A 21,943-nucleotide genomic window follows, 5' to 3' on the forward strand; every position below is an offset into this window, starting at 1 on the left:
GCGCCGCGGCTACGATCGCTCGGGGTACAGGTACACGTCACCTTCTCCACGATCATGTGTTTGTCCACGACCACATTCACGATCACGGTCCTCGATCACGTCCGCATAGGAGCGCCTCATGACGGCGAGCACGCCCAAGCCTCAGGTCGACACCAGCAAGCCGCATCCGGCGCGTGTCTACGACTTCCTCCTCGGCGGCAAGGACAACTACCAGGTCGACCAGGAAGTGGGCGAGAAGCTCCCCGCGGAGGCGAAGGCCGCCGCCCGGCAGAACCGCGCGTTCATGCAGCGCGCCGCCGCCTGGCTGGCGCGCAGCGGCGTCGACCAGTTCCTCGACATCGGTACGGGGATCCCGACCGAGCCGAACCTGCACCAGATCGTCCAGGGGATCAATCCCAAGGCGCGGATCGTCTACACGGACAACGACCCCATCGTGCTGCGGCACGCGGAGGCCCTGCTCATCAGCTCGCCGGAGGGCGTCACCGACTACATCCAGGCGGACGTCCGCGAGCCCGAGGTGATCCTCGAACACGCGCGTACGCTCTTGGACTTCAGCCGCCCCATCGCCCTGTCGCTCATCGCGCTCCTGCACTTCATCCCCGAGGACCAGGACCCGTACGGCATCACGGACACGCTCGTGGGCGCCCTCCCCGCCGGCAGCTACCTGGTGCTGTCGCACGCCGCCTCCGACCTCTTCCCGGAGCTGTCGGCGCGTGTGACGGCGGAGTACGCGAAGGGCGGCATCACCCTCGGCTTCCGTACCCGCGACGGCGTGACCCGCTTCTTCGACGGCCTCGACCTGGTGGCCCCCGGCGTGGTGACGGCCACGAAGTGGTTCAAGGACACCGAGGCCCCCGAGGACGAGGACTGCGGCCTGTACGCGGGAGTGGCCCGTATCGGCTGACGCACTTCCAGGGCGCCCGGGACACGGTCCGGGGCGCCCTGTGGCACGGGTCGGCAAGGCCGGGCAACGGGGCAACGGGGGCGGCTCATGAACAGTCCGTCTACCTCGTCTACCTCGTCTACCTCGTCAACACGGCGAACGCGTTCCGGCTCCCGATGCGCCGGGACGAGCACGACCGCCTCATGGAGGCGGCCCGCCGCCTCGATCCCTCGGACCCAACTGCTGTTCCCCGCCTGAGGCGTGGGCGGACAGGTGGCCGCTCGCGACCCGGGCGCGGGGTCAGTCCCAGATCTCCGGTACCTGTGAGGCGATGAGGTGCGCCACGAAGTCGCGGCGGCTGCGGACGCCCGCCTTGGTGAACACCGACTTGAGGTGGTCCTGCACGGTCAGCGGTGTCAGCGACAGGACCCGGGCGATCTCCCGGGTGTCGCTGCCCCGCAGCACGTGCAGGGCCACCTCGCGCTCGCGGACGGTCAGGCCGTACGTGGCGAAGACGACCGGCATGACGTCCGCCGCGGTCGCCGGGGTGATCACCACGGCCGCCAGGTGGTCGGCGCCGCTGCCCATGATCGACGTGCTGAGCACGAGCCACGCCCCCGTGTGGGTACGGACCCGCAGTCGCGGCGCCACCCGCGCGGCGGCCTGCGCCGACCTGGCCTGTTCCACGGCCATCAGCAGCGAGGTCGGTACCTGGAACACCCCCACCGCGTCGTCCGCGATCTCCCGGAGCAGCGCCTCGGCCCGGTCGTCGGCGCGGACGACCCGGTTGCGGGAGTCCAGGAGCAGCACCGCCGGCGGGTGGCCGCCCTCCGATGTGCCCGCGGCGCGCAGCTGGCTGCTCCGCAGGGCCACCCCGAGGACGCGGGCGGCGCGCTCGGCGAGCGCCACCTCGCCGGGCCGGAAGGCGCCCCGCTCCGGGGCCCGCATGAACGCGGCGCAGCCCCAGGAGGCGCCCGCGGAGTCGAACAGGGCCCGCAGTTCGTCCCCGAACCCGGCCGGGGCTATCTGCTCGCGGAAGCGCCGGCTCGTACCGGGGCGTCCGCGCGTGGCCCGGCTGAGGGACTCGGCGTCGCGGCTGCTGCGCCTCAGATCCGCGAACTGGGACACGTCCTCGGTCCAGATCTCCAGCTCCACGGCCTGCCGGAAGTCCTCCAGCTGGAGGTCGTCGGTGAGCACCGAGGTGACCAGGCCGGTCGCGGGGTCGGTGCCGTGCCAGCACACCCCGTCGTACCCGAGGGCCCCGCGCAGCACCTCGTCGGCTCTCCGGAAGATCTGTCCGGTGTCCAGCGGCAGACCGACCAGCTCGCGCAACTCGGCGAGTGCGCGCCGCTGTTGGTCCCTCTGTGAAGTCATGGCCAGAGCATAGGAACGATGATCGCGTTCCGGAAGATCTTCATCTTCCTCGCGGAGCCGACACGTCCGGCGCCGGTCAGGCCGGGTCGGGCCGCCGGGGTCAGGCCGGGATCAAGCCGAGGTCAGGACCGGACGAGCAGGCCCTTCAGCTCGGCCAGTTTGGCCGCGGCGGGCGATCCGGCCGGGGTGCTGTGGACGTTCATCCTCTGGACCGGGTCGCCGGGTACGGGGAAGGCCTCGCAGTCGAGCCGGAACTCGCCGACGGCGGGGTGGCGTATCGCCGTGCTGGCGAAGGTGCACTCGAACGCGCCCTGCTTCGCCCACATCCGGCGGAAGTCCGCGCTGCGCTCGCGCAGGGTCGCGATCACCTCGGCCACCCGCGCGTCGCCGGGCCGGCCCGCCGCCTGCATGCGCAGGCCGTCGGCCATGCCCTGGGCGATCCGCTCCCACTCGACGTACCGCTCCCTGGCCTCCGGGGCGAGGAAAACCCACACGGCGAGGTTCCGCTCGGCGGCCGGTACGGAGGCGGGGTCGAAGAAGATCGCGGCGGCCAGCGCGTTCGCCGCGAGGACGTCCATGCCGCGGCCGGTCACCATCACGGGCACGTCGGCGAAGGAGTCCACGAGGCGCCGGACCGTCGGCCGCACCCGTTCGCCGCGGGGCGGCGGGGTGCCCGGGCGGGACGCGGGGGAGGGGCGGCGCGGCCCCTCCATCAGATCGCGGAGGTAGCGGCGCTCCGCCTCGTCGAGCGCGAGGGCGTTCGCGACGCCCGTCAGGACGGCGTCGGAGACCTGGCCGATGCGGCCCTGTTCGAGCCGGGCGTAGTAGTCGAAGCTGACGCCGGCGAGCTGGGCGACCTCCTCGCGGCGCAGGCCCTTGACGCGGCGTTGCCGGGGGTCGGTGCCGGTGCTGGTACCCGTACCCGTACCCGCACCTGTGCCCGTGGCGGGGGACGTGCGGGCGCGGGCGGCGCGGAGGAATCGGCCGAAGTCTTCCCTGGCGTCCGTCGTGCCCGTGGTGCCCGCCGTGTCCGTCGTGGCGCTGCTGTTCCTGGTGTCCATCGCGCCTCCGGCTCCTCTGCCCGTCGATGCCCGTCGATGCCCGTCGTAATGAGTACTGCCAGTCCTAGGTAACGCAGGGCCGACCGGACCGCATTCCTGACCCCTCGTTCCCGGTTGTGATGGGTGGACGCGCAACACGGCGTCCACCCGTCGTGTCCCGACCGAGTCCGGACCCAGTTCCGACCGAGGAGAAACCATGTCCAAAGTGCTCATCATGCTCACCGGCGCCCGTGTCTGGAGCCAGAACGACGGCGCCCAGCGCCCGACCGGCTTCTGGGGCGAGGAGTTCGCCGTCCCGCACGAGCTGCTGACCGAGGCGGGCGTCGAGCTCACCCTGGCCACCCCGGGCGGCGTGGTGCCCGTCGTCGACGAGCTGAGCCTGTCGGCCGAGTCCAACAACGGAGACGCGGACGCGGCCGCGCGCTTCCGCTCCTACCTCGACCGGGTGAGCGGGTTCCTCGGCCATCCGTCGCGCCTGGAGGACATCGACCCGGCGGAGTACGACGCGGTCCTCGTCCCGGGCGGTCACGGACCGATGCAGGACCTGGCCGTGAACGCCGACGCGGGCCGCATCCTTGCCGCGATGCTGCCGGACGGCGCCAAGACGGTGGCCGCCCTCTGCCACGGCCAGGCCTCCTTTCTCTCCGCGGGCGACGCGGACGGCAAGTGGATCTTCACAGGCCGCAGGATGACCTCGTTCACCGACGAGGAGGAGCACGTCACGGGTCTCGACGCCAACGCGCCGTGGCTCCTGGAGTCGCGGCTGCGCGCGGGTGGCGCCGAGGTCACCGGCGGCCCGGCCTGGCGGTCGCACGTCGTGGTCGACGGCAACCTGATCACCGGCCAGAACCCGGCGTCGGGCGCCGCCGTCGCCACGAGGCTCATCGAGGCCCTCGGCGCACGCAAGACGGCCACCGGGGCGGACGGCGGGAGCGACGGCGGGACCGCGACCGGCACTGACACCGACAGCGGCACCAGGACCGGCACCGACACCGGCACGCCGCGGGACGCCGTACCGAAGGGGACGGCCCCCGCCGGCGTCGCGCCCCGGTCCGTCGAGGAGGCCAACAAGGCGATCGTCCGGCGGGCCTACGAACTCGCCGCAGCCAACGATCTCGAAGCCCTCTTCGAGGTCCGCGCGGCGGACTACCGGCTGACGCTCCCCGACGGCCATCCGGTACCCGGCTCGTGGACGGGTCTCGACGCCAACGCCGCCCGCGAGCGCATCTTCGCCGCCCTCGGCGCCGACGGGGTGACCACGCACGAACTCGTCGCGGACGGCCCCCACCGCGTGATCGCCCTGGTCGAGCCGACCGGCCTCGACGGCGCGGGCGACCGCTGGTCGATGCTGTTGGCCGAGCTGTTCCGGATCGAGGACGGAAAGATCACCGAGATCGAGCCGTTCTGGTGGGACATCGTGGAACTCAACCGGATAGCCGACAGCAGGATCCGCCTCTGACCCGTCCCCGACCCGCCCTGATCCGGGCCTTACGCGGCGCCCGCTACGGTTGCTCTGACCTGCGGAAAGGCTCTCCCTCGGGGAGAGCCGCGCTTCGCGCGTAGAAACGTGCCCCCGGCAGGACTCGAACCTGCGGCCAAGTGCTTAGAAGGCACCTGCTCTATCCACTGAGCTACGGGGGCCGGACGAGCGGCCTCGGGCGGTCCCGGAGCCCCCCGGTGGGCGGTTCCGCGACCTTGCCGGGACAAGGATAGGGCTCCCATCCCCCTGACCCGGTTGCTTCACGTGCGTGGCACGATGTGGAGGTTCAGTGAAGCGAACCGATAATCGCAGGCAGGTGCGAATCCCGCACCGCTTTTTCGCTCTCGCGCCACGGGTGTTGTGCACTCGTTATGCCTGTGTCCCACTCATCCCGTCTGTCCCGAGTGTCTGACCGGCGCGCAGAGATGTCCATACGCTTCAAAAAGCCGCTAAAACCGGGCATTCTTCGCATGTGGTGACCTTGGATGTACGCCCCCAGCTGATCGACGCACTCTCCGCGCTGCGCGACCGTGTCGCGGCGGTGCGTCTTCCACTGCCTCTTCCCGGGGCGCCGCGGGCCCGGCAGACCCGGGCCGAGCTGCTCGCGCAGCTCGACGACTATCTCCTGCCCCGGCTCAGGGAACCCGACGCGCCGGTGCTCGCCGTCGTCGGCGGGTCCACCGGCGCGGGCAAGTCCACCCTCGTCAACTCCCTTGTGGGGCGGCGCGTCAGCGAGGCGGGGGTACTGCGCCCGACCACGCGGACGCCCGTCCTGGTGTGCCACCCCGACGACCACCACTGGTTCGCGGGCATGCGGATCCTGCCGCACCTCACCCGGATCTGGCTGCCCCAGGAGGAGGACGGCGACGAGGGGGAGGCGGCGGGCGAGGACCGGCGGAGGGACGGCACGTCGGTCGGTCGCGAGGCCGGGCAAGCCGGGCAGGGGGGCGGGTCGGGCGTCGGTACGGGGAGTGTTCGTGCCTTCGGGGCCACCGGTAGGCACCCGCGGCCGGCCGGCCGTACCGGTCTCACCGGCAGGCCCCACGGCCGCGACCGCGTCGGCACCGACTCGCTGCGCATCGACACCGCCGCCAGCCTCCCCCGCGGCCTCGCGCTCCTCGACGCCCCCGACATCGACTCGCTCGTGGTGGAGAACCGGGTGCTGGCCGCCGAGTTGATCTGCGCGGCCGACGTCTGGGTCATGGTGACCACCGCCAGCCGCTACGCCGACGCCGTGCCGTGGCACCTGCTGCGTACGGCCAAGGAGTACGACGCCTCGCTCGTCACCGTCCTCGACCGCGTCCCCCACCAGTTGGTGGAGGAGGTGTCGCGGCAGTACGGCGCCCTCCTGACCAGGGCCGGCCTCGGGGACGTACCCCGCTTCACGATTCCCGAGCTGCCCGAGTCGGCGGGCGGGGGCAGCGGACTGCTCCCCACCACGGCCGTCGCCCCGCTGCTCGCCTGGCTCGCGCACCGGGTGCAGGATCCGGCGGCCCGTCAGCAGGCCGTCGTCCGGACGGCGTCGGGGGTCATCGACTCGCTGGACGTACGGATGCCGGAGCTGGCGGGCGCGGTCGCCGCGCAGTACGCCGCGTCCGTACGGCTGATGGCCGCGGTGGAGGACGCGTACACCGCGGAAGGCGAGCGGGTACGCCGTCAGCTCCAGCGCGGCGCCGTCCTCGCCGGGGACGCGCGGACCCGCTGGCGGGGCTATCCGAGGGACAGTTCGTCGCGGGAACTGCTCGACTCGCTCGTGGAGAGCCTCGGCGCGCTCCTCCAGTGCGCCGTCGCCGCCGCCGACGAACGCGTCGAGGAGGCCTGGCGGCGCGAGCCGGCCGCCGGGGCCGTCGACGTGTCCGGCGCGGACGGCGAGGCGACGGAGCGGATCGGGATGGCGGTACGGCGCTGGCGCCGCGTCCTGGAGGAACTGGCCGAGGACGAGGTACGGCAGCTGGAACGCAGCGCCGCGCCCGAACCCGAGGCCGTCGCCGCCCTCCTCGCGGCCGCCCTCCTAGGAGGACGGCGGGCCCGGGTCGCGGGGGAGCGCCTCGCGGAGAGCGTCGGGGCGCAGGGCGCGCTGCGGTTGCGCGACCGGGGCGCCGAGCTGGTGACGACGTACATCGACCGTGTCCTGCACGGGGAGCGCGACCGGCGGCTCGCGCCCCTCGATGCCCTTGAGGTGACCCCGGAGCCCCAGGCGGAACTGATCGCCGCGCTGTCCGTACTCCAGAAGGAAAGCAGGAGGAAAGGTGACCGACGTGACTGAGGTGAACGCCGCGGACGTGACGGAGGGCGCCGACGCCGAGGGCGGGCGCGGGCCCGGCCGGCCGGACGGCACGGGGAAGGGCGCCGGGCGCTGGGACGACGGGCTGATCGCCCGCCGGGCCGGGGAGCGCGGCGCCAGGCGCCGGGCGGGCGGGCGGTCCGGACCGGACGGGCTGGACGGGCTCAACGGGCTCGACGGACTGGACGGCCTGGACGGACCGGACGGGTTGGACGGGCTGGATGGTTTCGACGGGCCGGGCGGGGTGACGGACGGGTCGCGCGGCCCGGGCGGGTTCGACGCGCTCGACGGGACCGGCCGTCCCGGCGGCCCTGACGGGCCTCACGGCGGCTCCGGCGCGCTCGGGGCGGGCGAGTCCCACACCCCCATCGGCGGGCCCTACGGCGGCGCCCTGCGGGTCCGGCTGGACGCGCTGGGCGAGCTGGTCGGCCTGTCCCGTACCCGGCTCGAAGGGTCCATCCTCGCCGAGGCGGGCCGGGTCCTCGACGAGGCGTCGGCCCGGCAGCGGCTGTCCTCGCGCCACACCGTCGTCGCCATCGCGGGAGCGACCGGCAGCGGCAAGTCGACGCTGTTCAACGCCCTCGCCGAGGTGCCCATCTCGGAGACCGGGCTGCGCCGCCCCACCACCTCCGCCCCGATCGCCTGCACGTGGTCGGACGGCGCGGCGGGGCTGCTCGACCGGCTCGCCATCCCGGGAAGGTTGCGCCGCAGGCCGCTGGCGGGCGGGGACGGCGACGAGGAACTGCACGGGCTCGTCCTGGTCGACCTCCCCGACCACGACTCGGCCGTCACCCGCCACCGCGACCAGGTCGACCGGGTGCTGGGGCTCGTGGACGCCGTGATCTGGGTGGTAGATCCCGAGAAGTACGCGGACGCCGCGCTCCACGAGCGCTACCTGCGGCCGCTCGCCGGGCACGCCGAGGTCACGTTCGTCGTGCTCAACCAGGTCGACCGGCTGCCCGGGGACGCCTCCCACCAGGTCCTGGACGACCTGCGCAGGCTGCTGGACGAGGACGGCATGGCCCTGGGCGAACACGGCGAGCCGGGCGCCACCGTCCTCGCGCTCTCCGCGCTCACCGGACAGGGCGTGGGCGAACTGCGCGAGTTGCTCGGCCGGTTCGTCCAGGAGCGGAACGCCGCCGCGCGCCGCCTGTCCGCCGACGTCGACGCCGCCTCCGTACGGATGCGCTCCGCCTACGTCGCCGACGGGCACCCCGGTCTCGGCGAACGCTCGCGCGAGCAGTTCGCGGACCGGCTGGCGTGGGCCGTCGGCGCGGTGGCCGCCGGGGAGGCGGCCGAGCGCGAGTGGCGCAGGAACGCGGGACGGGCCTGCGGCACGCCGTGGCTGCGCCTCTACCGCTGGTACGAGCGGAAGCGGACGCCCGGCGGCGAGGTCACGTCGTCCGAGGTGCTGGTGGAGGAGGAGCTGACGGCCCGCCAGCGGGTCGAGCAGGCCGTCCGTACGGTGTCGGAGGAGGCGTCCGCCGGTCTGCCCGCGCCCTGGGCGCACGCGGTGCGCGAGGCGGCCGTACGGGGCGCGGAGGGCCTGCCCGAGGCGCTGGACGAGCTGGCGGTGACGGTGGGGGCGCCGGCGGGCCGCCCGCCGCGCCCCGCCTGGTGGCCGGCGGCGGTCCTGGCCCAGGCCTCGATGACGCTGCTCCAGATCTTCGGCGCGCTCTGGCTGCTGGGCCAGATCGTCGGGCTCCTGGAACCGGGGCTGCTGCCGCCGGTGCTGGTGATGCTCGCGGGGATCGTCGGCGGGCCGTTCGTGGAGTGGGCCTGCGGGGCGGCGGCGCGGGGGCCGGCGCGGCGGTACGGGCAGGACGCGGAGCGGCGGCTGCGGGAGGCGGCGGCCGGGTGCGGGCGGGCGAGGGTGCTGGACCCGGTGTCGGCGGAGCTGATGCGGTACCGGGAGGTGCGGGAGCAGTACGTCACGGTGTCGGGGGTGGTGCCGTTGGCGCGGTGAGTCGGCGTGTTGCCGCGTCGGGGGTGGTGCCGCGTCGGCGTGTTGCGCGTCGGAGTGCTGCCACGGCGGCGTGTTGCCGCGTCCGGGTGAGCGACTTTTCCACAACTGGCTGGTAATCCACAGGCGTCAGCGGATTCTTTCCGTTCGGCTCAGCATGGGTGCAGTGGCATCACGCAATGCAGTCGGACGGAAGTGGGCGGTTATGAACGACACAGTGGTGACCGTGGTGGGCAATGTCGCGACCGGTGTGGAATTCAGGGAGTCGGCGACCGGGGGAGTGGCGCGGTTCCGATTCGCGGTGAGCGCGCGCCGCTGGGACCGGCAGAAGGAGACCTGGGCGGACGGGCCCACGAGCTTCTACACGGTGTGCGCGTGGCGGACGCTCGGGGCGAATCTCGCCGCCTCGGTGTCGGTCGGCGAGCCCCTCGTGGTGCACGGGCGGCTGAGGGTGCGCGAGGAGGAACGGGAAGGCCAGCGGCGGACGTTCGTGGACATCGACGCGCTGGCGGTGGGCCACGACATGACCCGCGGGACGTCGGCCTTCAGGCGTGTGGCCAGGGCGACTCCCTCTTTGACGGAGCGTCACGGCGTCGCGACCCAGGGCCAGGAGGCCGTGCCGCGGGCGGCCCGGGCGGAGTCGGCGGGGCAGGCACGGCAGGTGCAGGGCCAGTTGCCCGTGCCGGGGGCGGACCCCGGCGGGCGGGAGGAGCCCGTCGGCGTGGGGGCGGGGGCCGGGATGTAGGGGATCGATCCTGAGAGGTCGCTGTGAAGACTTGTCGATACGCGCGGGCGTATGCGGTCGTATTCCAGGGATACGCCGATCATTCGATAACGATTCTGATTCGGAACGGTTGCCTGATCGGTTGATCGGGCACCCGCGACACCCGCCGTCCATAGGATTCCGGTGTACTCACGGGGCACTTGAGTCAGTCGGCGAGGCACAACCCCCCACGCGTCCCACGCGAAACTCCTCGCCCGAAGGGGAATTCTGTGGTCTCTGCGATATCCGAGTCACGCGCGTCGTCCGCTTCCTCCGGGGCGCCCGGGCCGGCCGTCTCCTCTGCGTCGGCGGCGCCGTTCGCGCGTTCCGTGTGGCGCCGGGGCGCCGCCCGTCTCGCCGCCGCCGTGCTGCTCCCCGGGCTCCTCGCGGTGGGCACGCTGGCCGGGGCGGGGACGGCCGCCGCCGACGACGTGCCGCAGCACCTGGGGGGCGCGTCCGCCACGCTCGACGGGCTCAAGACGTTCGGCGGCGCCGTGCTCCACACGGCGGGCGAGGACCAGGAGTTGCCCGCCGGGCTGTTCGAGATGACGGTCGAGGGCGGCGGCACGCTCAAGACGTACTGCATCGACATCCACAACCCGACCCAGGCGCAGGCGAAGTACCAGGAGACCCCCTGGGCCCAGACCTCGCTGGGCGCCAACGACGACGCGGGCCGGATCCGCTGGATCCTGGAGCACTCGTACCCGCAGGTCGACGACCTGGCACACCTCGCGGCGGTCGCGAAGACGGGGCCGCTCACCGACCAGACCGCGGCCGCGGGCACCCAGGTCGCCATCTGGCGCTTCTCGGACGGCGCGGATGTCGACGCGAGCGACCCGGCGGCGGAGAAGCTCGCCGACTGGCTGGAGAAGAACGCGCGGGACACCCCGGAGCCGGCGGCGTCGCTCACCCTGGACTCCGCCGCGGTCTCGGGGCGGGCGGGCGAGAGGCTCGGACCGGTCACCGTCCGCACGAACGCGGACCGGGTCACGGTGACGCCGCCCGTCGACGTCGGCGTGGCGGACGTCGCGAGCGCCGCGGGCGTGAAGATCACCGACAAGGCGGGCAAGGAGGTCACCACGGCGACGAACGGCTCGCAGCTGTTCTTCGACGTCCCTGCGGGCGCCGACGACGGCACCGCGTCGCTCGCCGTGCAGGCCACGACCTCCGTCCCGGTCGGCCGGGCCTTCGCCGGCGTGACCAGGAGCCAGACGCAGATCCTCGCGGGGTCGAGCGACTCCACGGTCTCGGCGACGGCCACCGCCACCTGGGCCGCGAGCGGCGCCATTCCGGCGATCTCGGCGGCGAAGAACTGCGCCAGGAGCGGTGTGGACGTCACGGTCGCCAACGAGGGGGACGCCGAGTTCACCTTCGAGCTGGCGGGCGACGAGCACGCGGTCGCGCCGGGTGAGTCCCGCACGGTCACGGTGCCGGTGGTCGAGGACCAGCCGTACGAGTTCGCGGTGAACGGCCCCGACGGACTCACCAAGACCTTCAAGGGCGTCCTGGACTGCCGTACCACCGGCACCGCGCCCCCGCCGGACGAGCAGATCACCACCCAGCTGGGCACGGACTCGGAGGGCGCGGCGACGGCGGGCCTCACCGACAACCTCGCCGAGACGGGCAGTTCGAGCGCCACCCCCCTGATCGCGGGCATCGCGATCGCCCTGGTAGCCCTCGGCGGCGCCGCGATCTTCCTCCTCCGCAAGAGGAAGCCCACACCCCCGACGGACTAGCCCACACCGCACGAGCAACACCCCGGCGCCCCCGCGCCCCCGCAGCGCGCGGGGCGCGGGGGCGCGGGAGCGTGAGGACCACGCGCGACACGGCGAGGAGTGGGAGAACCCCACCCTCGACCGCTTCCTGGACGCCCTGGGCGCCTGGATCGCCGACGCCCCCGGCTCGTACGCCCACCGCGAGCAGGAGCTGCCCGCCGAAGGTGACTGGACGTTCTTCGCCAGGGCGCTCAGCGCCGCCCGCTTCTACGAGTGACCACGTACCCGGAGTCGCTCCGGGCCCTCCGTCGGGCGGGCGGGGGTTAACCCCAGGGTGCTCAGTGGCCTCAGCGGCACCGCCGACCGGCCTGCCAGCCGGATTCTTCGCGGGGCCGCGTCCCCGAATGATCGGAGAGGCACAGCAGCACCCCTCGAACGCCGAAGGACCACTCATGTCCCGCACTCTCCGCAGGCACCGGACCACGTACCGTGTCCTGTCCTCCCTCGCCCTGCTGACCCTCGCCGCCGGAGCCGTCACGGCGTGCGGCGACAACGGGTCCGGCGCCGCCCGTCCGGCCTCGTCGGCCGTCACCTCGTCCGCCCCGGCGGGGACGGGCAGGGCGGCCGCGGCGAAGCCGTACATGGTCGACAACGGCGGTCACCGCCTGGCCTTCTACGTCACGCGGGGCAGCGCCTCCACGATCGTCCTGGACTCGGGCGGCGGCGAGTACTCCACGCAGTGGAAGGACATCGCCCCCGAGCTCCACGCGGCCACCGGCGCCACCGTCATCACCTACGACCGCGCCGGGCTCGGCAGGAGCGACGTGGTGCCCGGCCCGTGGAAGGCCGAGGACGCCGTCAGCGACCTCAAGGCGGGGCTCGAGCAGCTCGGCGTCACCCATGACGTGACCCTGGTGTCCCACTCCCAGGCCGGTGAGATCGCGAACTACCTGGCCGAGGGCGACCCGCACCTGCTCTCCGGCGCGGTCCTGGTCGACGCCAACCTCCCCCAGTTCTTCACCGACAAGGAGATCCCCCGACTCGTGGCCGCGACCCAGCCCGAGGTCGACGCGGCGAAGAAGGACCCCGAGAAGCCCGAGAACCGCCAGCTCATCGCCACCGCGGAGGGCTTCGCCGCGGCGCACCGGGCGTTCCACCGCGTGACCTGGCCGGACTCGGTGCCCGCGACGGTGATGGTCTCGGAGAAGACCCCGTTCGACGGATCCCCCGAGGACGCGCAGCGCTGGCGCGACGCCGCCGCCTCGTTCGCCCACGAGGCACCCAACCGCACCCTCGTCACCGCCCAGGGCACCTCCCACGAGATCCCGACGGAACGCCCCGACCTCGTGCTCAAGGCGGTCGAAGCCATGTTCGCCGCACACCACTGACCCCGGAACGCGATCTCCCACCGCCCGAGGCGTCCGAGGCGTGGGCGGGCGGTTTCCCCCCGGGGTTGGACGTCAGGCAAGATGGGTGTATCTGCCCTCACGCGGCGGAGCCGCACATTGGCCCTTCTCGATTGCCGGACGGTTTCTCTTGGCTGAGTACATCTACACGATGCGCAAGACGCGTAAGGCGCACGGCGACAAGGTCATCCTCGATGACGTGACGCTGAGCTTCCTGCCGGGCGCGAAGATCGGTGTGGTGGGTCCGAACGGCGCCGGAAAGTCCACCGTGCTGAAGATCATGGCGGGCCTGGAGCAGCCGTCCAACGGCGACGCCTTCCTCTCGCCGGGCTATACGGTCGGCATGCTCCTCCAGGAGCCGCCGCTCGACGAGACCAAGACGGTGCTGGAGAACGTCCAGCAGGGCGCGGCCGAGATCATGGGCAAGCTCCACCGCTTCAACGAGGTCGCCGAGTTGATGGCGACCGACTACTCCGAAGCGCTGCTCGACGAGATGGGCAAGCTCCAGGAGGACCTCGACCACGCCAACGCGTGGGACCTGGACACCCAGCTCGAACAGGCCATGGACGCCCTCGGCTGCCCGCCCGGCGACTGGCCCGTCACCAACCTCTCCGGTGGTGAGCGCCGCCGCGTCGCGCTCTGCAAGCTGCTCCTGGAGGCGCCCGACCTCCTGCTCCTCGACGAGCCCACCAACCACCTGGACGCCGAGTCCGTGCAGTGGCTGGAGCAGCACCTCGCCAAGTACCCCGGCACCGTCGTCGCCGTGACCCACGACCGGTACTTCCTCGACAACGTCGCCGGCTGGATCCTGGAGCTCGACCGCGGCCGCGCCATCGGCTACGAGGGCAACTACTCCACGTACCTGGAGAGCAAGCAGGCCCGCCTCAAGGTCGAGGGCCAGAAGGACGCCAAGCGCGCCAAGCGGCTCAAGGAAGAGCTGGAGTGGGTCCGCTCCAACGCGAAGGGACGGCAGGTCAAGTCCAAGGCCCGCCTGGCCCGTTACGAGGAGATGGCCGCCGAGGCGGACAAGATGCGGAAGCTGGACTTCGACGAGATCCAGATCCCGCCGGGCCCGCGCCTGGGCAACGTCGTCGTCGAGGTCCAGAACCTCACCAAGGCGTTCGGCGACAAGGTCCTGATCGACGACCTCTCGTTCACGCTGCCCCGCATGGGCATCGTCGGCGTGATCGGCCCCAACGGCGCCGGCAAGACCACGCTGTTCAAGATGATCCAGGGCTTCGAGCAGCCGGACTCCGGCTCCATCAAGGTCGGCGAGACCGTCAAGATCAGTTACGTCGACCAGGGCCGCGGCAACATCGACCCCAAGAAGTCGCTGTGGGCCGTCGTCTCCGACGAGCTGGACTACATCAACGTCGGCCAGGTCGAGATGCCTTCGCGCGCGTACGTCTCCGCGTTCGGCTTCAAGGGCCCCGACCAGCAGAAGCCGGCCGGCGTCCTCTCCGGTGGTGAGCGCAACCGCCTGAACCTCGCGCTGACCCTCAAGCAGGGCGGCAACCTGCTGCTCCTCGACGAACCGACCAACGACCTCGACGTCGAGACGCTCTCCTCGCTGGAGAACGCGCTCCTCGAATTCCCCGGCGCGGCCGTGGTCGTCAGCCACGACCGGTGGTTCCTGGACCGGGTCGCGACGCACATCCTCGCGTACGAGGGCAACTCCAAGTGGTTCTGGTTCGAGGGCAACTTCGACTCGTACGAGAAGAACAAGGTCGAGCGCCTCGGCGCGGACGCCGCGCGTCCCACCCGTGCCACCTACAAGAAGCTGACGCGAGGCTGAGATGGCCCGGCACATCTACAGCTGCCCCCTGCGCTGGTCGGACATGGACGCCTTCGGGCACGTCAACAACGTGGTCTTCCTCCGGTACTTGGAGGAGGCCCGTATCGACTTCATGTTCCGACTGGCGCCCGGGGACGGCTCGCCGTCCTTCTCGGGCGGGTCCGTCGTCGCCCGGCACGAGATCGACTACAAGCGCCCGCTGGTCCACCGGCACACGCCGGTGGTCATCGAGTCCTGGGTGACGTCGATCACCGCCGCGTCGCTGACCATCGCGTACGAGATCAAGGACGCCGAGGGCGCCGACGAGGTGTACGTGAAGGCCTCGACGGTGGTCGTGCCGTACAACCTGGAAGCGGGACGGCCGCGGCGCATCACGGACGAGGAGAAGTCGTTCCTCCTCCACTACCTGGACGACGGCGGGAACGGCGCGAACGGCGCCGGCTCCCGGCGCGGCGACAAGAAGAAGGATGCTCTCGCGGCATGACATCGCCTGTCCTGACACTGGACTTCGCCGATGCGAGGGAGGCGGCGGACCTCGCCGCCTTCCTCGGCCGGCTGATCCACTACGACCGCGCCGCGGCGGTCAGGATCCAGGCCGGCGGCGGCGCGCTCGCCGTGTTCGGCAGGCCGGCGTCGTTCGACGTGCTGGCCGTCCGTTCGGCCGGGCTCGCCACCCCGCACGAGCTGGACGTCACCGTCTCCGCCGGTGAACTCCTCGAAGGCATCGAGGAGTCGGCGGGCACGGCACGGGTCCCCGCCGCCGTCACCGGCCCACCGTGGGCCGGGATGCTGCCGCCGCGCGGCGGCTGGCAGCAGCTCCCCGGGCTGCCGGAGGAGGACGCGATACGCGGTGCGGTGTCCGCGGCCGTCGGCGAATTCCGGGCGCGGGACGAGCGGTTGGCGCCCGGCGACCGGACCAGGGCGGCGCGCGACCGGATCGGGCACGAGATCTGGTCCAGGACGCTCGGCGAGACCCCACTCCCGCTGCGGGCCGCGCACGCCGCCCAGTCGCTCGGATTCCTGCGTCCGGTACGGGCGTTGGTGCCGGCGGGCGGGGCCCCGGAGCGGACGGTGGCGCTGCTGGCGTCCGGCAACTGGCTGCGGCTGCGGACGCGTTTCGGCTCGATCGCGGTACGCAGGGCGGGAGTCGGCGGGTTGTCGGTCACGCCCGCGTGAGAGCGCCGGACCGGGGGCCGCGGGCGGTCTGCCCGTCGCCCCGGGTCCGTCCCGGGGCCGGTGGCCTCAGCCCGGGGTGTTCACCATCGACGCCGCCGCGTACGTGAGGTAGTCCCACAGCTGCTTCCTGTGCTCCTCGGACAGCCCCAGCTCGTCGACCGCCACCCGCATGTGCCCGAGCCACGCGTCGTGCGCCGCCTGGTTCACCACGAACGGGGCGTGCCGCATCCGCAGCCGCGGGTGGCCGCGGTGGTCGCTGTACGTGCGGGGGCCGCCCCAGTACTGCATCAGGAACAGCGTGAAGCGCTCCTCGGCGGGACCGAGGTCCTCCTCCGGGTACATGGCCCGCAGCTCGGGGTCCCCGGCCACCCCCTCGTAGAAGCGGTGGACCAGGCGCCGGAAGGTCTGCTCCCCGCCGACCTGCTCGTAGAAGGTCTGCTCCTGAAGCGTGCCGCGCGGAATCTCGTTCACCTGACCATCGTCTCAGACACGACGGGTTCCCTGCCTCGGTCCAGCGACCTAGGGCCCCGGCGCGGAGGAGGCCGCGGAGGCCGCCGTGAGGCCGCCGTACGGACCCGGCCCGCTCGCCTCCCGGCCGCGTACCCAGGACAGTGGGGGGATGGGCGCACACCGGGAGCAGGACGCGTACCGGCCGGACGACGCGGCGGCCGACGAGGCGCGGGCCGCGCTCGTACGGGAGATCGCGCTGTCCGGGGCGCTGGACGATCCGGCCTGGCACCGGGCGTTCGCGCAGGTCCCGCGCCATCTGTTCGTCCCGTACTACTTCGTCGGCCGGCCCGGCGGCTACGACCGGCTCTGGTACGGGGACCCCGACCCCCGGCGGCGGGAGCGCTGGCTGCGCGGGGCGTACGCGGACAGCGCGATCGCCACACGCGTACGGGACGGCGAGCTGATCTCGTCCAGCAGCCAGCCCTCCCTGATGGCCCGCATGCTCCACGAGCTGGGGGTCGGGGACGGCGACCGGGTCCTGGAGATCGGCGCGGGCAGCGGGTACAACGCGGCGCTGCTCTCCCACCGGCTCGGCGAGGACCACGTCACCACCATCGACCTGGACCCGGAGATCACGGAGTCCGCCCGCACCCATCTCGCGACCGCCGGCTACCGCCCCGCCGTCGTCACCGGCGACGGGGTGCGCGGCTGCCCCGAGCGCGCGCCCTTCGACCGGATCATCGCGACCTGCGCCCTGCCGTCGGTCCCCGTCGGGTGGCTGGCGCAGTGCGCCCCCGGGGCCAGGATCCTCGCCCCGCTCGCCACCGGGCTGATCGTCCTGAACGCCGGGGAGGCGAGGGACGCGGGGGAGCCCGGGCGGGCGGGCCGCCCGGACTTCGCGGAGGGGCGTTTCCTCCCGACCCCGGCCTTCTTCGTACCGCTGCGGGGCACGCCCCAGGGGGTGCCCATGGCGGCCCGGCCCCTCGGCGGGCTGCCGAAGGCCGTCAAGGACCACGACCTCTTCCGCTTCCTGCTCGCGCTGACCGAGGGCAGCCTCGACCCGCACGAGGCGCTCTCCCTCTGGGAGCTGGAGGGCCGCCCGGGCCGTGAGCGGTACGGCGTCACCGTCAGCGGCGGCCGGCAGTGGGCCTGGCTGGACGACCCGGCGGGGCCGTACGTATGGCCGCTCGAACCCGCCGATCCGGCGACCGCCGGGCTGATCAGCCCCGGCGGACCGTGATCGTCGTCCAGGCGCCGACGTGCACCCGGTCGCCGTCCGACAGCGGGACGGGGACGTAGGGCTGGATCGGGTCCTCGGCGCCGTTGATCGTCGTGCCGTTCGTGGAGTTCTGGTCGACGACCGCCCAGGTGCCGTCCGGCTGGCGGACCAGGACCGCGTGCTGGTGCGAGACGCCCGGGTCCTCCGGCGGGACGGACAGGTCGATGTCCGGGGACTCGCCGGTGGAGTGCCGGCGGCGGCCGATGGTCAGCTGGTTCCCGTCGAGCGTCAGCCGCTGCTCGGGGGAGTACGCGGGCAGGTTGAGCCCCGTCGCCTCGGGGCCGCTGCGCTGCATCATCGCCATGAAGTACTCACGGTCGGGGCCGACGACGGCCGTCCACCCGGCGGGCGGGGCGTACGCCGAGGGCGGCGGGCCGTGCTGCGGGGAGGGCGGGCCGTGCTGCGGCAGCGGCGACTGGCCGGCCGAGGGCGGCGGGAGCATCCAGTCGTCCTCGGCGGTGCCGCGCGACTGGGGCGGCGCGGGCGGGGCCGACGACTGCTGCTGGAAGACGGGCGGGAGCGGGGGGCCTTGGTGCTGGTACGGCGGCGGGGGCGGCGGGCCCTGCCGGTGCGGGTCGCCCTGGTGCGGGCCCTGCTGGGGCTGGCCCGGCTGCCCTGGCTGAGGTGGGCCCGGCCGCTGGAAGGCCGACGGGGGCGGCGGCCCCTGCGGCGACCCGTGCTGCGGTGCGTGCGGTCCGCCCTGCTGCGGCCCCTGGGGTCCCTGCGGTCCCTGCTCGGGCGCGAGCGGCTCGGCGGGCCGGTTCAGCTGGGAGGGGCGTGAGCCCTGGTACTCGTACGGGTCAGGCTGCCTCGGCGGCCCCTGCGACTGGAACCCCGGGGGCAGGTTGACGCCCGGCACCGCTCCCGTCGGACGGCCGCCGCCTCCCTGCGGGGCGAGCGGGGTGTACGACGTCGCCGTGTTCGTGAGGAAGTTCCACCGGCACTCCTCGCAGAACGGGGCCATCGGCTCGCGCGGGGTGCGGCACTGCGGGCACAGCTGCGCCTGGACGGTCGGGTCGGGCCCGCGCCCGGGAGCGGGGGCGGGCGGGAAGCCGTAGCCCGGCGCGGCCGGCGGCGGGGGAGGGGGCTGGGGCACGGAGCCCGCGGGCGCCTGGCCGGTCATGCGATGGCCGCAGACCTCGCACCAGTCGTCGGATCCCGACTGGTGTCCGTTCGGGCATGTCGGCATATCGGCGCTTCCCCCTTCCTGTGCGGCCCGGAGGCCGGATTCCTCACCGCTGCTTTCCGGACGGTGCCGCTCGGCGCCGCCCGGCCGCTCTACTTCTTGACGCGAACCGTCTTGGTCGAGCGGGTCTCGAGGGTCATCTCGTCCGCTTCCGCGACTTTCGCCTTCAGTCGCACAGTACCGCTCGCTTCGTCGACGACGTCCACCACCTTCGAAAGCAGTTTCGCCGTATCCGCGTTCCCCGAGAAGGCGGCGAGCTGCACGGCGCGGCCCAGTTTCGCCGTCGCCCCGTCCAGATCACCCATCTTCCGTGCCGCCAGGCCCTGTTGGATGACCTGTGCCAGCTCGGCCTGTCCGGTGTAGTGCGCGACCTGGGGATTGATGGAGGTGGAGGCCTCCATGTCGTCCGTCCACACCGCCCGTACCAACCCCTGGGACAGCACCTCGGGGGTGCCGCTGTCCGCCGCCGGGATGATCAGCGACACGCGCGCCGCCAGCATCTCCCTGCCTATCCCGGCTTCCGGGACCCGCACGCACACGTGGTAGTCGCGGGACTCGTCGCCCCAGGAACCGGTCGGGTAGTCGCCCGCGCGCGGCCCCGCCTCCGTACGCCGGTCCGTGAGCTGCTCGACCCGGGGCGCGACCTGCTTGACGAACGCGATCTCCACCCCGACCGGCGTCCACAGCCGCAGCGCCACGTCCGCGACCTCCTTGCCCATCGCGTTCGCCATCATCTGCGTGAAGTCCGCGGCCAGTCCGGCCGGGTCGGCGACGATGTCGGAGGTGCCGAGCAGCGCCGACGCGATGCCGGTGACCTCCTTCACCTCCCAGTCCGTCCCCACGCCCCTGGCGTCACACGTGAAGCGGCCGGCGCACTCGTCCAGCGCCGCCTTGAGTGCCTCCGACGACTCGTGCTCGTTCCGGCCGTCCGTGAGGAGGATGCCGTGGCGGATGGAGACGTCGGCGGTGCCCAACAGCCGGTCGGCCAGGCGCAGCCAGGTGCTGATCGCCGTGCCGCCGCCCGCGCTGAGCCGGCGCAGCGCCTGTCTCGCCTCCTCCCTGGTCCGGGCGTCGGCGACGGCCAGCCGGCCGTTGCCCGGGTAGACCTCCTTCGCCAGGTGCGTACCGGCGACCACCGCGAAGGCGACTCCGTCCCGCAGGGTGTCGACGGCGGCCGCCGTCGCGTCGCGCGCGTTGCGCATCTTCGTCGGCGGGTACTCCATCGAACCCGAACAGTCGACCATGATCACCACGGCCGCGTCGGGACTGCTGCCCGGCACCGCCGAGGGGGTCGCCGAGCCGCCGAGCAGCGGGACGCGGCCCGAGGTGCCGCCGCCCGTGGACGTGACGGTGACGATGGCGTTGACCTCACGGCCGCCCTCGGGCAGGTATTCGTTCTGGTACACGTCGACGGAGAACTGCGGCACGTTCGACTTGGAGAAGTTGGCCATCGCTTATCGCTCCTTGACGCTCCACACAGGAACAAGAGAAGAGGAATCAGGGGGAGGGCAGGGGCCTGGCGGTGCCTAGGCCGATCCTGCCCCTTGCCGCGGTACGGCGAACGGCACCAGGGCCACCGTTACGTTGTCGTGGCCCCCACCGTCGAGCGCGTGTCCGACGAGGACGCGCGCCGCGTGCAGCGGGCGGGCCGCCGCGTCGGGCGGGAGGACCCTCGCCATGTCGTCGGCGCCCTCGGCGTAGTTCCACAGCCCGTCCGTGCAGACCACCACGACGCCGGGGCGGTCCGGTTTGAACGACGCGGTGTGCGGTTCCAGTTCGTACGCGTCGGCGCCGAGCCAGCCCGTGATGGCGTGGGCGCGCTCGTCCGCGTACGCCTCCGCCTCGTTCATCAGGCCCGCCGCGACCATCTGCGCGGCCCACGAGTCGTCCTCGGTGAGGCGGGCCGGCGGGCCGTCGCGGTCGTCGGGGACCCAGTAGGCCCTGCTGTCGCCGATCCAGCCGACGACGAGCAGGCCGCTCGCGACGACGGCGCCGACGATGGTGCACGCGGGGGCGTTCTGGTGGCGGTGCGGCTCGTGCTCCGAGGCCCGGCCGGGCTCGGGGGCCAGCGCGTTGACCGCCTCGGCGGCGGCGACGATCGCCTCGTGCATCGCCTGCTGCGGGTGCGTGCCGCGCGGCAGGGCGGCGAGCAGCGACTCGTTGGCGCGGGCCGCGGCGGCGGCAGAGGCCTCGTCGGGGCGGGTCGCCGAGGAGACGCCGTCGCAGACGATCGCCACGACGGCGGGGGAGGCGTCGGGCAGGGCCGCCTCGGACACGGCGAACGCGTCCTCGTTGCGGTGGTGGCGCAGGCCCCGGTCGCTGACCGCGGCGACGGCGCCCAACTCCTGCTCCATGTGGTCGCGTTCGCGCGGTTGGGCGTGGCCGCAGTTCTCGCAGTAGCCGTCGAGGTCCACGCGGCCGGCGCGGCAGGCGACGCACACCTTGGCGCCGGCGGCGGGGGGCGCGGTACGGGGATCGCCCGCGGCGCTTCCGGCGGGAGCGGGGACGGGGGCGGGGGCGCCGGCCGGGGCGCTCGCGCCCGGTGCGTCGGTCCGTACCGGCGGGTGGGGCGCGGGCAGCTCGAAGTCGCCCGCGTGGGCGGGGCCGGCCGCCGGGGGCGGCAGCGGCGCACCGCTCCCCTGCGCGGGCGCGGGCGGGACGGCCGGGGCGGGTGGCACCGGCGGGTGGGCGGTGGCGGGCTGCTGGGCCGGGCGCGGGGGTACGGGAGGCGGCGGGCCGAACCCCGGTGCCGGCTGCCGGGGGGCCGCCGGGGGCGTGGGCGGGTGGACCGACAGCGGGGTGCCCGCCGAGTCCAGGCCCGGCAGCTCGCCGGGCACATGGACGGGCGCGGGCACGTGGGAGCTGTCCGTCTCGGCGGCGGGCGGCCAGGCGACGGCGCCGGGAGCACCCCCCACGGGAGCACCCCCCACGGGAGCGCCGCCGACAGGAGCGGCGCCCACCGGGCCGCCGCTCAGGGCGACCGTCGGGCGGTCACCGCCGCCCGTGCCCGTGGCCACGGCCGACAGGTCGTACCCGCACGCCCCGCAGAACAGGTCGCCGGGCTCCAGCGGATCCCCGCAGCCGGGGCAGGTCGGGCCATCGGTCGACCGGTGCATCTGCGCCATCAC

Annotated in this window: 17 protein-coding genes, 1 tRNA gene and 1 pseudogene; 12 read left to right on the forward strand and 7 right to left on the reverse strand. The window is 73.4% G+C overall.

Annotated elements, in window-relative coordinates; genetic code table 11:
- Positions 1 to 118 precede the first annotated feature (118 nt).
- Positions 119 to 904, forward strand: coding sequence for an SAM-dependent methyltransferase (locus HA039_RS23060; RefSeq protein ID WP_167032975.1), 786 nt, complete (start codon positions 119 to 121; stop codon positions 902 to 904).
- Positions 905 to 1,183: 279 nt separating this feature from the next.
- Here the strand turns inward: HA039_RS23060 and HA039_RS23065 are convergent, their stop codons facing one another.
- Entirely contained in the window at positions 1,184 to 2,257 is a 1,074-nt protein-coding gene (locus HA039_RS23065) for a helix-turn-helix transcriptional regulator (RefSeq protein WP_167032977.1), read from the reverse strand.
- Positions 2,258 to 2,379: 122 nt separating this feature from the next.
- Positions 2,380 to 3,318 (reverse strand): helix-turn-helix transcriptional regulator, encoded by a 939-nt coding sequence (locus HA039_RS23070; protein ID WP_167032979.1) that lies wholly within the window; start codon positions 3,316 to 3,318, stop codon positions 2,380 to 2,382.
- Positions 3,319 to 3,514: 196 nt separating this feature from the next.
- On the opposite strand from HA039_RS23070, the gene HA039_RS34540 reads away from it, so the two are divergent.
- On the forward strand, positions 3,515 to 4,777 hold the full coding sequence (locus tag HA039_RS34540) for a DJ-1/PfpI family protein (protein WP_167032981.1): 1,263 nt from the start codon (positions 3,515 to 3,517) through the stop codon (positions 4,775 to 4,777).
- A 109-nt stretch (positions 4,778 to 4,886) separates the two neighbouring features.
- Here HA039_RS34540 and HA039_RS23080 read toward each other — a convergent pair.
- Positions 4,887 to 4,959, reverse strand: a tRNA-Arg gene (locus HA039_RS23080).
- Positions 4,960 to 5,279: 320 nt separating this feature from the next.
- Between HA039_RS23080 and HA039_RS23085 the strand changes: the two genes are divergently transcribed.
- The 9 genes and pseudogenes from HA039_RS23085 to HA039_RS23120 all read left to right on the forward strand — a co-directional run bounded on the left by HA039_RS23085 (position 5,280) and on the right by HA039_RS23120 (position 15,900).
- A complete protein-coding gene (locus tag HA039_RS23085; protein WP_167037449.1) occupies positions 5,280 to 7,064 on the forward strand; it encodes a dynamin family protein in 1,785 nt (594 codons plus the stop codon).
- Positions 7,057 to 9,048, forward strand: coding sequence for a YfjP family GTPase (locus tag HA039_RS23090; RefSeq protein WP_243869676.1), 1,992 nt, complete (start codon positions 7,057 to 7,059; stop codon positions 9,046 to 9,048). The genes HA039_RS23085 and HA039_RS23090 overlap by 8 nt, the downstream gene beginning before the upstream one ends.
- Positions 9,049 to 9,250: 202 nt before the next feature.
- Positions 9,251 to 9,790: a single-stranded DNA-binding protein gene (locus HA039_RS23095; RefSeq protein WP_167032983.1), complete on the forward strand. Its 540-nt coding sequence runs from the start codon at positions 9,251 to 9,253 to the stop codon at positions 9,788 to 9,790.
- Positions 9,791 to 10,038: 248 nt separating this feature from the next.
- Positions 10,039 to 11,544, forward strand: a complete 1,506-nt coding sequence (locus tag HA039_RS23100; protein ID WP_167032985.1) for a thioester domain-containing protein — start codon at positions 10,039 to 10,041, stop codon at positions 11,542 to 11,544.
- Between the two features lie 82 nt (positions 11,545 to 11,626).
- A pseudogene (locus tag HA039_RS34650) lies at positions 11,627 to 11,800 on the forward strand (DUF7660 family protein); the annotation flags it as partial.
- 175 nt (positions 11,801 to 11,975) lie between these two features.
- Complete coding sequence (locus HA039_RS23105; RefSeq protein ID WP_167032987.1) at positions 11,976 to 12,911, forward strand: alpha/beta fold hydrolase; 936 nt, start codon at positions 11,976 to 11,978, stop codon at positions 12,909 to 12,911.
- A gap of 148 nt (positions 12,912 to 13,059) precedes the next feature.
- The gene (gene ettA / locus HA039_RS23110; protein ID WP_167032989.1) at positions 13,060 to 14,724 is read left to right on the forward strand and encodes an energy-dependent translational throttle protein EttA; all 1,665 of its coding nucleotides are present in this window, start codon (positions 13,060 to 13,062) and stop codon (positions 14,722 to 14,724) included.
- A gap of 1 nt (position 14,725) precedes the next feature.
- A complete protein-coding gene (locus tag HA039_RS23115) occupies positions 14,726 to 15,208 on the forward strand; it encodes an acyl-CoA thioesterase (protein ID WP_167032991.1) in 483 nt (160 codons plus the stop codon).
- Positions 15,205 to 15,900, forward strand: a complete 696-nt coding sequence (locus HA039_RS23120; protein ID WP_167032994.1) for a DUF8010 domain-containing protein — start codon at positions 15,205 to 15,207, stop codon at positions 15,898 to 15,900. The genes HA039_RS23115 and HA039_RS23120 overlap by 4 nt, the downstream gene beginning before the upstream one ends.
- Before the next feature lie 66 nt (positions 15,901 to 15,966).
- On the opposite strand, the gene HA039_RS23125 is transcribed toward HA039_RS23120, so the two are convergent.
- Positions 15,967 to 16,371 carry a globin gene (locus HA039_RS23125; RefSeq protein WP_167032996.1) on the reverse strand — a complete coding sequence of 135 codons (405 nt, stop codon included), beginning with the start codon at positions 16,369 to 16,371 and terminating at the stop codon, positions 15,967 to 15,969.
- Positions 16,372 to 16,519: 148 nt separating this feature from the next.
- On the opposite strand from HA039_RS23125, the gene HA039_RS23130 reads away from it, so the two are divergent.
- Positions 16,520 to 17,590: a methyltransferase domain-containing protein gene (locus tag HA039_RS23130; protein ID WP_167032998.1), complete on the forward strand. Its 1,071-nt coding sequence runs from the start codon at positions 16,520 to 16,522 to the stop codon at positions 17,588 to 17,590.
- Here the strand turns inward: HA039_RS23130 and HA039_RS23135 are convergent.
- The 3 genes from HA039_RS23135 to HA039_RS23145 all read right to left on the reverse strand — a co-directional run bounded on the left by HA039_RS23135 (position 17,571) and on the right by HA039_RS23145 (position 21,940).
- Positions 17,571 to 18,818, reverse strand: coding sequence for an FHA domain-containing protein (locus HA039_RS23135; protein ID WP_167033000.1), 1,248 nt, complete (start codon positions 18,816 to 18,818; stop codon positions 17,571 to 17,573). The two genes, HA039_RS23130 and HA039_RS23135, sit on opposite strands and share 20 nt — an antisense overlap.
- Positions 18,819 to 18,907: 89 nt before the next feature.
- Positions 18,908 to 20,266: a vWA domain-containing protein gene (locus HA039_RS23140; protein ID WP_167033002.1), complete on the reverse strand. Its 1,359-nt coding sequence runs from the start codon at positions 20,264 to 20,266 to the stop codon at positions 18,908 to 18,910.
- Between the two features lie 75 nt (positions 20,267 to 20,341).
- Positions 20,342 to 21,940 carry a PP2C family protein-serine/threonine phosphatase gene (locus HA039_RS23145; RefSeq protein ID WP_167033004.1) on the reverse strand — a complete coding sequence of 533 codons (1,599 nt, stop codon included), beginning with the start codon at positions 21,938 to 21,940 and terminating at the stop codon, positions 20,342 to 20,344.
- Between the last annotated feature and the right edge of the window lie 3 nt (positions 21,941 to 21,943).

It is taken from the genome of Streptomyces liangshanensis (assembly GCF_011694815.1).
Taxonomy (GTDB): domain Bacteria; phylum Actinomycetota; class Actinomycetes; order Streptomycetales; family Streptomycetaceae; genus Streptomyces; species Streptomyces liangshanensis.

Bases quoted from the DNA above. Each gene is read 5' to 3' on its own strand.
- HA039_RS23060 (WP_167032975.1), top strand. From the start codon at position 119: ATGACGGCGAGCACGCCCAAGCCTCAGGTCGACACCAGCAAGCCGCAT.
- HA039_RS23065 (WP_167032977.1), bottom strand. From the start codon at position 2,257: ATGACTTCACAGAGGGACCAACAGCGGCGCGCACTCGCCGAGTTGCGC.
- HA039_RS23070 (WP_167032979.1), bottom strand. From the start codon at position 3,318: ATGGACACCAGGAACAGCAGCGCCACGACGGACACGGCGGGCACCACG.
- HA039_RS34540 (WP_167032981.1), top strand. From the start codon at position 3,515: ATGTCCAAAGTGCTCATCATGCTCACCGGCGCCCGTGTCTGGAGCCAG.
- HA039_RS23095 (WP_167032983.1), top strand. From the start codon at position 9,251: ATGAACGACACAGTGGTGACCGTGGTGGGCAATGTCGCGACCGGTGTG.
- HA039_RS23105 (WP_167032987.1), top strand. From the start codon at position 11,976: ATGTCCCGCACTCTCCGCAGGCACCGGACCACGTACCGTGTCCTGTCC.
- HA039_RS23115 (WP_167032991.1), top strand. From the start codon at position 14,726: ATGGCCCGGCACATCTACAGCTGCCCCCTGCGCTGGTCGGACATGGAC.
- HA039_RS23120 (WP_167032994.1), top strand. From the start codon at position 15,205: ATGACATCGCCTGTCCTGACACTGGACTTCGCCGATGCGAGGGAGGCG.
- HA039_RS23130 (WP_167032998.1), top strand. From the start codon at position 16,520: ATGGGCGCACACCGGGAGCAGGACGCGTACCGGCCGGACGACGCGGCG.
- HA039_RS23135 (WP_167033000.1), bottom strand. From the start codon at position 18,818: ATGCCGACATGCCCGAACGGACACCAGTCGGGATCCGACGACTGGTGC.
- HA039_RS23140 (WP_167033002.1), bottom strand. From the start codon at position 20,266: ATGGCCAACTTCTCCAAGTCGAACGTGCCGCAGTTCTCCGTCGACGTG.
- HA039_RS23145 (WP_167033004.1), bottom strand. From the start codon at position 21,940: ATGGCGCAGATGCACCGGTCGACCGATGGCCCGACCTGCCCCGGCTGC.